At 72.1% G+C, this 14,389-nt stretch carries 14 protein-coding genes; 6 read left to right on the forward strand and 8 right to left on the reverse strand.

Annotated features, from left to right (window positions below; all coding sequences use genetic code 11):
* Window positions 1-585: 585 nt before the first annotated feature.
* Window positions 586-2,274 carry a GAF domain-containing sensor histidine kinase gene (locus OG624_RS03135; protein WP_371639031.1) on the forward strand — a complete coding sequence of 563 codons (1,689 nt, stop codon included), beginning with the start codon at window positions 586-588 and terminating at the stop codon, window positions 2,272-2,274.
* 4 nt (window positions 2,275-2,278) lie between these two features.
* On the opposite strand, the gene OG624_RS03140 is transcribed toward OG624_RS03135, so the two are convergent.
* Both OG624_RS03140 and OG624_RS03145 read right to left on the reverse strand, forming a co-directional pair.
* Window positions 2,279-2,788 carry a pyridoxamine 5'-phosphate oxidase family protein gene (locus OG624_RS03140; RefSeq protein WP_051763328.1) on the reverse strand — a complete coding sequence of 170 codons (510 nt, stop codon included), beginning with the start codon at window positions 2,786-2,788 and terminating at the stop codon, window positions 2,279-2,281.
* A 124-nt stretch (window positions 2,789-2,912) separates the two neighbouring features.
* Window positions 2,913-3,239, reverse strand: coding sequence for an STAS domain-containing protein (locus OG624_RS03145; RefSeq protein WP_063734117.1), 327 nt, complete (start codon window positions 3,237-3,239; stop codon window positions 2,913-2,915).
* A gap of 267 nt (window positions 3,240-3,506) precedes the next feature.
* Here OG624_RS03145 and OG624_RS03150 point away from each other — a divergent pair, with 267 nt between their 5' ends.
* Complete coding sequence (locus tag OG624_RS03150) at window positions 3,507-4,265, forward strand: response regulator (protein WP_078909339.1); 759 nt, start codon at window positions 3,507-3,509, stop codon at window positions 4,263-4,265.
* 76 nt (window positions 4,266-4,341) lie between these two features.
* A complete protein-coding gene (locus OG624_RS03155) occupies window positions 4,342-4,857 on the forward strand; it encodes a GNAT family N-acetyltransferase (RefSeq protein WP_033221181.1) in 516 nt (171 codons plus the stop codon).
* Between the two features lie 35 nt (window positions 4,858-4,892).
* Here OG624_RS03155 and OG624_RS03160 read toward each other — a convergent pair whose 3' ends face one another.
* A complete protein-coding gene (locus tag OG624_RS03160) occupies window positions 4,893-5,768 on the reverse strand; it encodes a universal stress protein (RefSeq protein ID WP_352163705.1) in 876 nt (291 codons plus the stop codon).
* Between the two features lie 238 nt (window positions 5,769-6,006).
* Between OG624_RS03160 and OG624_RS03165 the strand changes: the two genes are divergently transcribed.
* Window positions 6,007-8,361: a phosphoketolase family protein gene (locus OG624_RS03165; RefSeq protein WP_371639032.1), complete on the forward strand. Its 2,355-nt coding sequence runs from the start codon at window positions 6,007-6,009 to the stop codon at window positions 8,359-8,361.
* A 49-nt stretch (window positions 8,362-8,410) separates the two neighbouring features.
* Here OG624_RS03165 and OG624_RS03170 read toward each other — a convergent pair whose 3' ends face one another.
* Genes OG624_RS03170 through OG624_RS03180 form a run of 3 tightly spaced genes read right to left on the reverse strand, consistent with a single transcriptional unit; the run spans window position 8,411 to window position 11,555 of the window.
* Complete coding sequence (locus OG624_RS03170) at window positions 8,411-8,821, reverse strand: STAS domain-containing protein (protein ID WP_161297307.1); 411 nt, start codon at window positions 8,819-8,821, stop codon at window positions 8,411-8,413.
* Complete coding sequence (locus tag OG624_RS03175; RefSeq protein WP_371639033.1) at window positions 8,818-9,909, reverse strand: cobalamin B12-binding domain-containing protein; 1,092 nt, start codon at window positions 9,907-9,909, stop codon at window positions 8,818-8,820. Before OG624_RS03175 ends, OG624_RS03170 begins: the two co-directional genes overlap by 4 nt.
* Window positions 9,906-11,555 (reverse strand): PP2C family protein-serine/threonine phosphatase, encoded by a 1,650-nt coding sequence (locus tag OG624_RS03180; protein ID WP_078909340.1) that lies wholly within the window; start codon window positions 11,553-11,555, stop codon window positions 9,906-9,908. Before OG624_RS03180 ends, OG624_RS03175 begins: the two co-directional genes overlap by 4 nt.
* A gap of 246 nt (window positions 11,556-11,801) precedes the next feature.
* Here OG624_RS03180 and OG624_RS03185 point away from each other — a divergent pair, with 246 nt between their 5' ends.
* Together OG624_RS03185 and OG624_RS03190 are read left to right on the forward strand one after the other, a co-directional pair.
* On the forward strand, window positions 11,802-12,149 hold the full coding sequence (locus OG624_RS03185; protein ID WP_033221189.1) for an STAS domain-containing protein: 348 nt from the start codon (window positions 11,802-11,804) through the stop codon (window positions 12,147-12,149).
* On the forward strand, window positions 12,146-12,556 hold the full coding sequence (locus OG624_RS03190) for an ATP-binding protein (protein WP_051763330.1): 411 nt from the start codon (window positions 12,146-12,148) through the stop codon (window positions 12,554-12,556). Before OG624_RS03185 ends, OG624_RS03190 begins: the two co-directional genes overlap by 4 nt.
* A 12-nt stretch (window positions 12,557-12,568) precedes the next feature.
* Here the strand turns inward: OG624_RS03190 and OG624_RS03195 are convergent, their stop codons facing one another.
* Both OG624_RS03195 and OG624_RS03200 read right to left on the reverse strand, forming a co-directional pair.
* The gene (locus OG624_RS03195) at window positions 12,569-13,840 is read right to left on the reverse strand and encodes a phospholipase D-like domain-containing protein (protein WP_078909341.1); all 1,272 of its coding nucleotides are present in this window, start codon (window positions 13,838-13,840) and stop codon (window positions 12,569-12,571) included.
* Window positions 13,841-13,993: 153 nt separating this feature from the next.
* Window positions 13,994-14,362 carry an STAS domain-containing protein gene (locus tag OG624_RS03200; protein ID WP_371639034.1) on the reverse strand — a complete coding sequence of 123 codons (369 nt, stop codon included), beginning with the start codon at window positions 14,360-14,362 and terminating at the stop codon, window positions 13,994-13,996.
* Window positions 14,363-14,389 lie beyond the last annotated feature (27 nt).

Raw genomic sequence — 14,389 nt, forward strand, 5'->3', positions numbered from 1 at the left:
AACCTCTGGGCACCTACACCTGAAGACCTTGGATGGTGGAATCGGCGACGCTCCGCAGTCGGCCCGATACGCCGGTCGAGCCAGTGGCGTGCGCCGCGAGAGCCACTTCGTCAGCATCTAGCAGGCTCGCCGTTGACCCGTGCTGGTTCCGTGCTGACTTCGATCGCGCAGATCCTGGGATACGGCAGGTCCTAGCTCTGATCGGATGAGTTGTCGTACCACTCGATGGTGGTCCCGATGAGGCTCGCGGCGACGACGCGCTTGATGGAGCCGGAACTTGGGGACCGTGCGGTGGAGGCGACCATGGGTACCACTTCCGGACTGGCGGCGGGGACGGTTCCGTGTCGCCACATCATAGGAACGCCCAGGTCACCCGCACATGTGGCGCGTCACCGCAGTTGCCCCCGAAGCATGTGCGCTGCACCCATCGGGTGTCCCGCGCTTGTGATCCGACCGTGCGGGCCGATCGGTCCGAACGATCGGCCCTCGCGTTCCTACGGCTCTCTATAGGCTTGCGCCGGACCAAGTGGGTGGGCGCAGAAGGAGCTGGTGGGCGTGGCGGATCCGTTGCCTCAGGTACCGAGGATGCAACTGGACGAGCTGCTGAAGGAACTTCAGGCCCGGATCAATGCCGTACGCGGCACCCGGGACCGCGTGCACAGCCTGTTGGAGGCGGTCGTCTCCGTCGGCCGCGAGCTGGACCTCTCCCAGGTCCTGCGGCGCATCGTCGAGGCCGCCGCCCTCCTCGTCGAGGCCGACTACGGAGCGCTGGGCGTGATCGGGCCCGACGGCCGGACGCTCTCGCAGTTCCTCACCGTCGGCCTGTCCGACGAGCAGATCACCCGGATCGGGTCGCTCCCCGCCGGCCACGGCCTGCTGGGCGAGGTCATCCGCCACCCCGAACCGCTGCGCCTGACGGACCTCGGCACCCACACCGCCTCGCACGGCTTCCCGGCCGACCATCCGCCGATGCACACCTTCCTCGGCGTACCGATCCGGGTCCGTGACGAGGTCTTCGGCAATCTGTACCTGACCGACAAGCGCGACGGCCAGGACTTCGACACCGAGGACGAGGCGGTGATCTCCACCCTCTCGGTCGCCGCCGGCGTGGCCATCGACAACGCCCGCCTGTACGAGGGTTCCCAGCGGCAGCAACGGTGGCTGCAGGCCAACGCCGAGATCACCAACAGCCTGCTGTCCGGCAGCCCCCGGCCGGCGGTGCTCGCGCTCATCGCACGCCGCGCCCAGGAGATCACGGGCGCCGAACTGGCCGACATCTCCATGCCGCTCGACGGCACCGACGACCTGGTCGTGGAACTGTCGGTGGGGCCGGGCAGCGAACAGCGACGGGGTTTGGTCGTCCCGGTCGAGGGCAGCCTGTCCGGCGCCGCGTACAAGGGCGGCAGTCCGGTCACCTCGGCCGGCCTCGCCACCGACCCGCTCTACGGCAGCGACGCCGGGCGACCGACCGCCCTCGGGCCCGCGGTGGCCGTCCCTCTGGGCACGGCCGCCGGGGACGGGCGAGGCGTACTCCTCCTGGCCCGGGCGACCTCGGAGCCGGTGTTCACCGACGGCGAGCTGGAGCCGCTGCTGGCCTTCGCCGGCCAAGCCGCACTCGCCCTCGAACTCGCCGAACGGCGGCGCGACGCCGAACAGATAGCGCTGCTGGAAGAGCGCGACCGGATCGCCCGCGACCTGCATGACCTGGCCATCCAGCGGCTGTTCGCGACGGGGATGACCCTGCAGAGCGCGGCCCGTCTGGTGGACCACGACGGTGCCGCCGATCGGGTCGGGCGGGCCGTCGACGACCTCGACGAAACCATCAAGATCATCCGTTCGACGATCTTCGGGCTGCGCGCCAAGGACCGTGAGTCCGCCCCCGGCCTCAGGGCGCGGGCCGCTCGCGCCGTGGGAGAGGCGGGAAGGGCACTCGGTCATCCGCCCCGCCTCAGCATGGAGGGGCTGCTGGACACGGACGTGTCCGCCCATGTCGCCGACCATGCCGTGGCCGTGCTGACCGAGCTGCTGAGCAATGCCGCCCGCCACGCGCACGCCACCCGGGTGGGGGTCTCGCTCAAGGCCACGCACGACGAGATCGTCCTCAAGGTGACCGACAACGGGCGGGGAATCCCCGCCCAGGGCCGCCGCAGCGGCCTGCGCAACCTCGACGAGCGCGCCCGGAGCCTGGGCGGCACGTTCGCCGTGGAACGGCCGGTCGAGGGCGGCAGCGTGCTGATCTGGCGGGCCCCGCTCGCCGGGGCGGCCGCCGGGTGACCGGTCAGGAGCCGCACATCTCCACGGAGTCCACGGGCTCCGCGGGCTCCACCGGCTCGGGCGGGTGGTCCGCCGCCAGCCGGAACCCCGTGACCAGATCCGGTGTGATGCGCAGCGCGCGCACCATGGTCTGCGCCACCCAGGGGCGCAGCCGCGAGGCGTAACCCTCCGGGTCCTCCACCGGGGTGGCGTAGCCGGTCACCACGACGCTCCAACCGAGATGCGTGTCGGGGTCGATGACGTCGGCCTCGTAGGCGACCACGACCCCTGGGGCCTCCGACGGTGCGAGGAGGGCGGCGAGCGCGCCTCCCCCCTCGTGCACCCTCACGATGATGCTCTCGCCCTCGACGAGGTGGTTGACGGGCCGGACGGCCGGCAGGGCGTACTGGGTGAAGACGATGCGGCCCAGCGACACCGTCGCCAGCAACCGCAGCGCCTCGTCACGGCCGAGCTGCTCCATCCGCCGTGCCGGGGCCACGGCCGCGGCCCCCGGGTGTGCCGCGTTGCGGTCCATGCTCCACGCCTCCCTTCGCGTCGGGCGGCCGCGGTGCGCGGCCTGACCGCCGAGCTCGTTCGCCGGACCGGTCGACATCAGGGCCGAACGGCCCCCCTTCAGCCGCCCGGGCGGCCCCGAACGGTCATCTCCCCGACGACAGCAGCACCCGGTCGGCGCCGAGGACCCGCATCGGCCCGGCCACCGGGCGGGGTACTCCGGCGAGTCTGAGCCGGGTACCGCGGACGGCGCACGACCGGTGGATCCGCAGCAGCAGGTCGATACCGGAGCTGTCGCAGAAGGTGAGGCCCGACAGGTCCAGGGTCAGTTCGGGCCCCCATGACCGCGCGATCTCCATCAGCCTGGGTCCGACCTGCGTACTCGTGTAGAAATCGAGTTCGCCTCCGAGGGACGCCGTCACTTCGGACCCCTCTCCTACCGCGCACGTCAGTGCGATCAGCTGCGTGGCCATGACACACCTTCACGTTCCGTGCGGCTCCGTAGCGGCGGCCGCGCCCTTCCCCGTGCTCCGCCTAGCTCATCGGACCGTCGCCACGTGCGGAAGGACCGGTCGGCCCCTGCCAAGGGCCGAAGGTCCCTCTTTCCCCGTTGCCCGGCGGGCGCGGGGAGACGTGCCGGAACAAGGGCCGATCGGCCCTGTCCGATCGGCCCTCGCGAACGGCAGGATGCAAGCATGCGCACGCCCGCGGAAGGTGGGCGCCTGTGAAGGAGTTGCCTCATGCCGGCGAGCGGCCCGTCTCCCGTCACGTCGCCCGCGAAGTCGTCCGCGAGGTCGTCCGCTCCGATCAGCGTGTTCCTCCTGGACGACCACGAGGTCGTACGCCGAGGCGTCCACGACCTCTTGGACGCCGAGCCCGACCTGACCGTGGTCGGTGAAGCGGGCACCGCCGAGCAGGCGCTCGTCCGTATCCCGGCGCTGCGCCCGCAGGTGGCCGTCCTGGACGTGCGACTGCCGGACGGCGACGGGGTCGGCGTGTGCCGTGAACTCCGCTCCCGCATGCCCGAACTCGCCTGTCTGATGCTGACCTCGTTCGACGACGAGGAAGCACTGCTGGACGCGGTGATGGCGGGCGCGTCGGGCTACGTCCTCAAGCAGATCACCGGCACCGACCTCGTCTCCGCCGTCCGGACCGTCGCCTCGGGCCAGTCCATGCTCGACCCCGGCGCCACCACCCGTCTCATGGCCCGGATCAGGGGTGACGCCCCGAAGCAGGAACAGCCGCCCGGCCTGCCGGGGTTGACCGACCGGGAGCGCGAGATCCTGATCCTGGTGAGCGAGGGCCTCACCAACCGGGAGATCGGCAAGCAGCTCTTCCTGGCGGAGAAGACCATCAAGAACATCGTCTCGCGGCTGTTCACCAAACTCGGTGTGGAACGGCGCGTACAGGCGGCGGTCATCGCCAGCCACGCCTTGCTCCCGCCGGACCGGCGCCCGCCGACGCCGACGAACCCGGCGAACGACGCCGCTCGCCGCTGACGGCTGAGCCGTGTGCGGTGCCGGACGGCGCGGCCCCGGCCTCGCACCCGGTCGGCCGGCGGGACACACTAAGTAGGTGCTGATCAGACGAGAAACCCCCGCCGACCTGGCCGCTGTCCGTACGGTGACCATCGCCTCCTCCTACAAACCGCACGAGGAGGAGCCCGTGGAGGTGATGCTGCAGAACGCACTGCGCGAGGGCGAAGACCGGATCCCGGAACTCTCCCTGGTGGCCGAGGACGCGGACGGCGCGATCGTCGGCCACGCTCTCTGCTCCTGGGGCCGAATCGGTACCGTCCGGGTCCCCAACCTCAGCCTGCTCGGTGTGCACCGTGACCATCGCCGCCGCGGCTTCGGAACGGCCCTGGTCCACGCCGCTCTCGCCGCCGCGGACGCCCTCGACGCCCCGATGGTCGTCGTCCTCGGCGACCCCGACTTCTACGGGCGGTTCGGCTTCCGACCGAGCACCGACTTCGGCATCGTCGGCGAGGAACCGGCCTGGGAGCACCTGTTCCAGATCCGCACCCTGGCCGCCTACGACCCGGACGTACAAGGCGAATTCGTCTACCCCGAACCCTTCGGCCGCGTCTGACGCCGGCGCGGCGGCGCAGTGGAGTCCGGCCTACCTCAGTGGGCGTGCGGGACGACCGCGACGGGGCACGGCGCGTGGTGGAGAGCAGCCAGGGCCACCGAGCCGATACGGGTGCCGACAGGGCAGTGGCGTATCCGGCGGCCCACGACGAGGAGTTCGGCGCCGGCGGCCGCCGAGAGCAGTACCTGGCCCGCGCTGCCCGTCCGGACCTGTTCGATGACCGGAACCTCCGGGAACTTCTCCCGCCACGGCTCCAGCGCCTGCTCCATGGCGACCTTCTCGTACGGCTCCACCCCGCCGAGCTGTTCGGCGAGCCACATCGACCCGGGGCTGTATGCGTACACCGGCGGCAGGCTCCAGGCCCGTACGACGCGCAGGGTCGCGCGCCGGGCGGCCGCCACCTCGAAGGCGAAACGGAGGACGGCGCGGCTCTCGTCCGCGTCGCCCTGATGGCCCACGACGATCTCACCGTTCCGGGGCGACCCGGCGACGGCGTAGCTGCCGCGCACCGACACCACGGGGCAGGGCGCGGCGGCGATGATCTGCTGACCGGAGGAGCCCAGCAGGAAGTCGCGCAGCGCGCCGTGCCCGCGGGTGCCGATGACCAGCATCTCCGCCCCCTCCGCGAGCCGCAGCAGCGCGGGGACCGCGGCTTCCGGGACCAGGGAAGCGGACACGGGAAGGTCCGGATACCTCCCGGTCACCTCCGCCTCCGCCTCGCGGACGACCCGCTCGGCGCGGTCGGCCTCGGGCTGCCGGTCCAGGGTGCGGGACTCGGTGAGGTGCTGCCACGGCCAGGCGTGCACCAGGTGCAGGTGCGCGTGTCGGCGTACGGCCTCCTGTGCGGCCCAATCGGCTGCCGCGAGGCTCTCCGGGGATCCGTCGATTCCCACCACAAGGGTCTCGGTCACTGGTCTGTCCTCCGTACTGCCCCGGCTCGGGGGCGTGGTCAGAGCGTGGATTCGGCGGCGGGACGGGACACTGGCGCCGTCGAACTTCAGCCTCGTCCTCGCCTCGGCGCTGCCGGCAGGGGCCGTTGGTCCCTCCGCGAGGGCCCACCCTCCCCTGCCGGCCGACTGCCGTCAGGAGCACCGTGACGGTGTCGGCTCAGTCGACGAACCTCTCGGTCTGCCGCACGAAGGAGCGGGGATGACGCAGTACCCGATCGCCGAGCTCGACGCCCACTGGCGCGCCGCCAACTACCTGGCCGCCGGACAGATCTACCTGATGGACAATCCGCTGCTGACCGAACCGCTGCGGGCCGAGCACATCAAGCCCCGACTGCTCGGCCACTGGGGCACCTCCCCCGGCCTCGACCTCGTGTACACCCACCTCAACCGGGTGATCAGGGAGCGCGGCCAGGAGGCCCTGTGCGTCTGGGGACCGGGGCACGGCGGACCCGCCGTACTGGCCAACTCGTGGCTGGAGGGCACGTACACCGAGACGTACCCGGACATCGGGCGGGACGGCGAAGGCATGCGGAAGCTGTTCCGGCAGTTCTCCTTCCCCGGCGGGGTCCCCAGCCATGTGGCGCCCGAGACCCCGGGCTCGATCCACGAGGGCGGCGAACTCGGCTACTCCCTCGCGCACGCCTACGGCGCCGCCTTCGACAACCCCGATCTGCTCGTCGCGTGCGTCATCGGCGACGGCGAGGCCGAGACGGGACCCCTCGCGGCCTCCTGGCACTCGAACAAGTTCCTCGACCCGGTCCGCGACGGCTCCGTCCTGCCGATCCTGCACCTCAACGGATACAAGATCGCCAACCCGACCGTCCTGTCCCGCATCCCCGAGGCGGAGTTGGACTCCTTGCTGCGCGGCTACGGCCACGAGCCGTTCCACGTCACGGGCAGCGATCCCCTCAGCGTGCACCAGGCCATGGCCAGGGCGATGGACCGGGCCATGGACCTCGTCTCCGAGATCCGGCGCGAGGCTCGGATCGGCAAGGGCGATGTCGCCCGCCGCCCGTGGCCCATGATCGTCCTGCGGACCCCCAAGGGCTGGACCGGCCCCGCCATCGTGGACGGCGACCCCGTCGAGGGCACCTGGCGGGCCCATCAGGTCCCGCTGGCCGGCGTTCGGGAGAACCCGGAGCACCTGAGGATGCTGGAGCGGTGGCTGCGTTCGTACCGGCCGCAGGAGCTCTTCGACTCCGAGGGGCGCCCCACGGAGCAGGTTCTGGCCTGCGTTCCGCGCGGTGACCTGCGCCTCGGCGCGACGGCGTACGCCGACGGCGGGCGGCTGCTGCGTCCGCTCCCGCTGCCGGACCTCGATGCCCACGCGGTCGCGGTGGACAAGCGCGGCGGCTCGCTCCACGAGCCCACCCGGGTGCTGGGTGCCCTGCTGACGGACGTGATGAGGGAGACCGAGGAGCGGCGGGACTTCCGCGTCGTCGGCCCGGACGAGACCGCCTCCAACCGGCTCGACGACCTCTTCGAGGTGACGGGCAAGGCGTGGCAGGAGGAGACCGAGCCCACCGACGTGCATCTGGCGCGCGGTGGGCGGGTGATGGAGATCCTCTCCGAGCACACCTGCCAGGGCTGGCTGGAGGGGTACCTGCTGACCGGCCGGCACGGGCTCTTCTCCACGTACGAGGCCTTCGCGCACATCGTCGACTCGATGGTCGCCCAGCACGTGAAGTGGCTGCGGACGGCGCGCGAGCTTCCGTGGCGGGCACCGATCGCGTCCCTCAACTACCTGCTGACCTCGCACGTCTGGCGCCAGGACCACAACGGCTTCTCCCACCAGGACCCCGGTTTCGTCGACCATGTGCTGAACAAGAGTCCGGAGGTCGTACGGGCCTACTTCCCGCCCGACGCGAACACCCTCCTCGCGGTGGCCGACCACGTCCTGCGCAGCCGGGATCAGGTGAATGTGATCGTCGCGGGCAAACAGCCCTGCTTCGACTGGCTGACGATGGACGAGGCGCGGACCCACTGCGCCCGCGGCGCCGGCATCTGGGACTGGGCGGGGACGGACGACGGCACGGGCGTGCCGGACGTGGTGCTGGCCTGCGCGGGGGACGTTCCGACGCAGGAGGTGCTCGCCGCCGCGGCTCTGCTGCGCGAGCATCTGCCGTCGTTGGCGGTCCGGGTCGTCAACGTCGTCGACATCGCACGGCTGATGCCCCGGGAGGAGCACCCGCACGGGATGACGGACATCGAGTACGACTCGTTGTTCACCACGGACGCACCCGTGATCTTCGCGTACCACGGCTACCCGTGGCTGATCCACCGGCTCGCCTACCGCCGGACCGGCCATCCGCACCTGCACGTCCGCGGCTACAAGGAGTCGGGCACCACGACCACGCCCTTCGACATGGTGGTGCGCAACGACCTCGACCGGTACCGCCTGGTCATGGACGTGATCGACCGTGTCCCCGGCCTGGCCGGACGCGCCGCGGCCCTACGGCAGAACATGGCCGACCGGCGGATCCGCCACCACGACTGGATCCGCGCCCACGGCAGCGACCTGCCGGAGATCGTGGACTGGTCCTGGCCGTACTGACGGTGGCGCCGACGCCGCGTCGGGCCCGGTCGAGCGTGCCGCAACGGCGTCAGGCTCCGGGGTCCGGGGCGGCGGAGTGGCCGCGGGCGGGGTCCTCGGCGGGGCCGGCCTGGGGGGCGCGGGCTCCGGGGCGGGCCGTGAAGTGGGTGAGGGTGCCGGTCAGCTCCAACAGCTTCTCCAGCTGCGGGGGCCGCCCGTCGAGGTGCAGGACCGCGCCGACCTCGTCGGTACGGCGGCGGACCATCAGCAGGGCCGACAGACCGCTCGGGTCCACGGTGTTCAGGCCGGTGCAGTCCAGCCGCACCGTGCGCGGCCGCCGGTGGTCGGCCAGCGCGCCGCTGACGGCCTCGACGAGGAGGTCGGCGTACCGGTGGTCGAGATCGCCCCGGAGTTCTACGCGGAGGGTGTCGTCGGCATGGCGGCACGACAGCTGGAGCGGGGTGGCGGGCGAGTGCGTCATTCGGCACCCCGGGCGACGTTCTGGTGGGTGAGGCGGGCGGCGCCGGCGCGGAGCACGGCGCAGGCTCTGGGGAAGTCGCCGAGCCGGCGGCGCAGCAGCGTCAGGGCGGGCAGCAGGGAGGCGGCCGGGACGTGGCGGGCGTTCAGGACGTCCGCGGTCCAGAGCAGGAATCCGCAGAACACTTCTTCGTCGCCGGTGTACAGGGCGGTGGCGAGGAACTCGACGATGTGGGAGAGGTCTTCGGCGGTGCGTTCACGCTGTACGTCCGTGTAGTCGCGCAGGGCCGGGTAGGCGTCCGCCAGCTCGGCGAGGACCTCGCGGACCAGGCGGGGCCGGCTGCGGGCGACGAGGGTGTACTCCTGGTCCTTCAAGTGCGGGAGGTCGTCGATCATTTGGTGGCCGGGGCGGGGCTGGGGCAGCGGGCCGCGGGCCAGGTCGTCGGCGGCGGTGCGGGCATCGGGCGCCCACGCGTCCGCCCCCAGCAGACGGGCGTGGCGGCCGCCGGGGCCGAACGCGGCTCCGCCGACGATGACGGGGGTCCCGACGGCCTGGCAGGCGGTGATCGTCGCGTGTGCGGTGGGCAGGCGGGTGGGGATGGAGCTGGAGAGGGCCACCGCGTCGGGCCCGGTGCGGTGCAGGTGGGCGAGCAGGTGCGGGGTGGGTACCTGGGCGCCGAGGTAGTCGACGCGCCAGCCGCGCATCCGCAGCACCTCGGCGAGCAGCCGCGCGGGCAGGGCGTGCCATTCGCCGTCCACGCAGGCCACCGTGATGCGGCCCCGGTAGGGGTCCGTCCGTGCCGCGGGGTGCAGGGCCAGCGCCGCGACGGCCCGGTCGTTGATGGCGGTCGCGGCGTGTTCCTGGGCGACGGTGATGCGGTTCGCGGCCCATTCCTCGCCCACCCGCCCCTGCACGGGGCCGATCACGTCCAGCAGGACCGCCTCGGGGTCGAGGCGGTCGTCGAGGGCCTGGAGGACGGCCCGGACCGCGGCGGGTTCGTCGAGGGCCATGACGGCTTCCCATACCCGCTCGGCCAGGGCCTCCGTGCGGGTGGTGCGGGTGGTGGGGGCCGTGCCGTGCTGTGGAGTCATGCGGTGAACCTTCCCCGGGTGTGGCCGTCCACCGCGCTGAGGTGATTGGTTCGCGGTGCGGAGATCACCACGAGCGCCATGTCGTCGTGCCGACCGCCGCCCACCCACTGCGAGGCGATCATCTGCACGTGTTCCACGACCGCCTCGGCGGGTATGGCGGCGCACTCCGACAGGGCTCGTCGCAGCCGCTCCTCGCCGAACATCACGTCGCCCATCGGCCCGCCGCGCGCCTCGCTGATCCCGTCGGTGTACAGGACGCAGGCGTCGCCGGGTGCCAGGGTCACCGAGACCGTCTCGGTGGAGATGTCCGGCAGCACGCCCACCAGGGTGCCTTTCGTGGGGGCCGGCTCGATGCGTCCGTCGGAGCGCAGGACGAGGGGGGCGGGGTGGCCGGCGCTGGTCAGCCGAAGGCGTACGTTGTTGCCGTCGCGGGCCGCGGAGGCCAGCACCATCGTCGCGAACCGGGTGCTCTCGGAGTTCAGCAGTGCGGAGTTCAGCAGGCTGAGCATCCGCTGGTGGTCGTCCGCCATGGGCAGCAGCGCGTGCAGGGTGTTGCGGATCTTCCCGGTCATGACGGCGGCCTCGAGCCCCTTGCCGCAGACGTCTCCGAACACCACCAGGGACGCGTCGCCGTCGGCGGTGGCGGGGTGGACGTCGTAGAAGTCGCCGCCGACCCGTTCGTGGTCCTTCGCGGGGCGGTAGCCGCCCGCGTACTCCACGCCGGCGACCTGGTGCAGGACGGGCGGGAGCAGCTCGCGCATCAAGGTGTCGGTGATCGACGCCTGCTCCGTGTAGAGGCGGGCCGCCGACATCGCCGCGCCGGCACGGGCGGCGAAGAGGCGCGCGAAGACCTCCTCGCTCTCGGTGAAGGCGGGGGCATCGGTGCCGCGCAGGAGGACCAGGGCGCCGGCGGGCACCCCGTGGCCGGGCAGCGGCGTGATGACGATCGACCCCACGCCGTCCAGGCCTTCCGGAACCAGCCAAGCCGGCGCTGCGCCGGGGTCGATCCACCGGGACGGGACGGGCGGGAACCCCTGAAGGGCCTCCGCCAGGCCCGGTACCGCGCCGGGGTCGACGGCCAGGAGTTCCACCGACGGGGTGCCGCCGCGGACACAGGTCACCACCGGCAGCTCGGAGCCGCGCGCGGGGGCGATGACCAGGGCCGCGTCCGTGAGGTGCTCCGCCGCCAGTTGCGCGGTGACGTCCATGCAGCGGTCGAGGTTCAGCGAGGACAGCAGCAGGTTGGACGAGCGGACCAGGAACGCCGTGCGCTCCCGCTCCGTCCGCAGTGCGTCCCGGGCGAGTTGGTGGCCGGTGTCGTCCACCAGCCACCACACCACCGTGCCGTCGTCACGGACGGTGGGATGTGCCTCGAACGATCCCTCGCCCACCGGTCCCCGTACGGCCCGGTCCGCCCCGTCGGTCGGCCGCCGTGCCGCGGGCACGTCCTCGGCCACGTGCCGCGCGTGGGCCGATGCCAGCCACGCGGGCACCGCGTCGGCCAGGGGTGTACCCGGTCGGGCCTGCGGGAAGACGAGTCGGGCCGCCTCGTTGACGATCGCCAGGCGTGCCTGGGGATCGACGGCGAGCACGGGGTACGGGGCCTCGCTCCACCGGAAGTCCGCTGCCGGTGAACCGGATGTCATCTGCGGGGAAGGAACCACACATCGAAGGCCCGCTGTGCGAACCCCTCACCTCTTCGTCGAGACGGAAACCGAGACGGAAACATCATTGCCCTGCGGCAACCATCCTCCATCCACCGCGCCCGCCGCAACCGGGCCCGCGTACGACAGAGTGACGAGACGTCATCCGCGCGGGTGTCGGGGGCAGGTCACGTACGCCCGGGAGGGACTCCGTGGCTTCCCCGGCCCCGCGTGTAGGAGGATGTCGGGGTGAGCGGAGAAGAAGCGGTCGTCACGACGACCATCGACCGAGGCGTGGCACTCGTCAGCCTGCGCGGTGAGATCGACGAGGACCACGCGCCCGCCCTGGCCCGGGCGCTCGCGGCAGCGGCGGCGGGCGGCCTCGCGCTCACGGTCGTGGACCTCTCCCGTACGCGGTTCGCGGACTCCTCCGTCCTGCACGCCCTGTTCGCCGCCCGGCGGGCCCATCGGGCCGCGGGAGTGGGCCTGGTCCTCGCCGGTCCCCTGCAGGCGGCGGTGCGGCGGCTGTTCGAGGTCACCGGGGCCGCCTCCGCCTTCCGCATGGCGGACTGTCCGGAGGCAGCGATGAAGCCATGAACACCTCACCTGCCTCCGAAGACTCCCCGAGCCCGGACAAGCGGCTGCCGGGCCGCCCGCCGGAATCCGCGGCCGCCGCCCGCGCGCGGGTCTGCGAGGTGCTGCGGCTGGCCGGCGTCGGTCTCGACAGCGTCACCGCGGCGGACGCCTTGCTGGTCACCTCGGAACTCGTCACCAACGCGATCCGCCACGGCGGCGGCGTCACCGCCTTCCGGGCCGACATCGCCGATGACGTCCTGCTCCTGTCCATCGGCGACGCGGACCCCAGGCTGCCCGCCCCTCGTACGGGTACGGTCGAGCGCCCGGGCGGGTACGGCTGGCCTCTGGTCCAGCGCCTCGCCGAGCGGGTGGACTGCCGTACGCACCCGGACGGCAAGACGATCAGTACCGTTCTGCGCCTGGCCTGAGGGGCCGGCCCCTCACAGGAAGCGGCGCAGCGGGCGCACCGCCAGCTCCTGGGCGCGGTGCAGGAGGGAGCGCCGCTTCCAGCGCCCTGCGGCGATCCGCGTGCAGTTCCCCAGGTCCTGGTCGTAGTGCTCGTCCAGGGTCCGGGTGACGTCGGGGTCCATCACGGCGAGCATGACCTCCTCGTCGTGGTCGAGGGAGCGGCGGTTGAAGTTCGAGGAGCCGATGAGGGAGACCACCCCGTCCATGGTCATGATCTTGGCGTGCATCATCGTCGGCTGGTACTCGTGAATCTGCACGCCGGCGGCGGTGAGCGCCTCGTAGTGGTGCCGGCCCGCGAGTTGGCACACCCGCTTGTCGGTGTGCGGCCCGGGCAGCAGGATCTCGACGATGACGCCCCTGCGGGCGGTGGCGCTGAGCAGGTCGACGAAGAAGTCGTCGGGAGCGAAGTAGGCGGTCGCCAGGCGCACGCGTTCCTCGGCCGATTCGAGGATCACCCGCATCAACGTCTGCATGTCCTGCCAGCCGAAGGCGGCCGAGCCGCGCACCACCTGGACGATGGCGGTGCCGGCGGGCTCATGGGGCACGAAGCGGTCGCGCGCGTCGAAGAGTTCGGGGTGGCACTCGGCCCAGTTCTGGGCGAAGGCCGCTGCGATCCCGTCGACCGCGGGCCCACGGACCTCCGCGTGCGTGTCGCGCCATTCGCGCGGGCCGCGGGCGTCGCCGCACCACTCCTCCGCGATGCCCACGCCGCCGGTGAAGGCGATGTGCTCGTCGATGACGAGGACCTTGCGGTGGCAGCGGTGGTTCTGCTTGAGGGGGGAGAGGAAGGCGGGTCTGCGGAACCAGGCGATGTCGACGCCGGCCTCGTCCATCCGGTCCAGCAGGTCCTGTTCAATGAGGCGGCTGCCGAAGCCGTCGAGGAGCAGCCGCACCCGTACGCCTTCTCGTGCGCGCTCGGCGAGGGCCTCGGCGAACCGGCGGGCGATGGCGCCCTTCCAGTAGACGAAGGTCATCATGTCGATCGTGTGGCGGGCGGAGCCGATGGCGTCGAGCATCGCGGTGAAGATCTCGTCGCCGTTGCGCAGGGGGTGTACGGAGTTCCCCTCGGTCGCGGCGATGCCGATCAGCCGTTCCAGTCGGCGGCGGATGCGGTGGATGCGCTCGTCGGCCGAGGTGGCTGCGGAGGCGGGACCGGGCCGGGGTGACCGCGCGGTGCGGTCGGCTCCGGCGGCGACGGTACGTATCCCGGCGGCTTCGGTGTCGGTGACTTCGGTGTGCGTCATGCGGGGCTCCTCGGGCCGGGCGCTGCGCGCCGTGGCTGCGGCCCGCTCGGGTAGGACCCGCGGCGGAACCGATGGTTGTCGGATGCCCTTCTGGCCGGGATCGCCGTTCTCAAACGCCGCCGGGTGCCCTTCGCCCCCGCTCCGTGGGGTCGGTCAGCCGCTGCGGGGTGGGACGACCATGGTCGTCGCCTCGGTCACATCGGGCGCGGTGGCGAACGCCACGTCGGCCCCGGTGATCTCCAGGATCCGGGCCATGCGGGGCGGTACGGTCCCCGCCAGAACCACGGGCCGCTCCAGCGCAGGTTGCAGCAGGACGCTGAGGGCGGTCGAGTCGATGAAGGTCACCCCGGCGACGTCCAGGACGAACCGGGCGACACCCGATGCCCGGGGGTCCATGGCGAGCCGCAGCTCGGCCAGGGTGTCCATGTCGAACTCACCCGCCATCACGACGATGCGCACATCCCCTTCGGATCGCATCTCGACGTGACTGCGTGCCTCGGCTTCGTGCGTGTCCCAGCTCATGGCAGTCTTCCCCACATTCCTTCGTGC

The sequence above is a fragment of the Streptomyces virginiae genome (genome assembly GCF_041432505.1).
Taxonomy (GTDB): domain Bacteria; phylum Actinomycetota; class Actinomycetes; order Streptomycetales; family Streptomycetaceae; genus Streptomyces; species Streptomyces virginiae_A.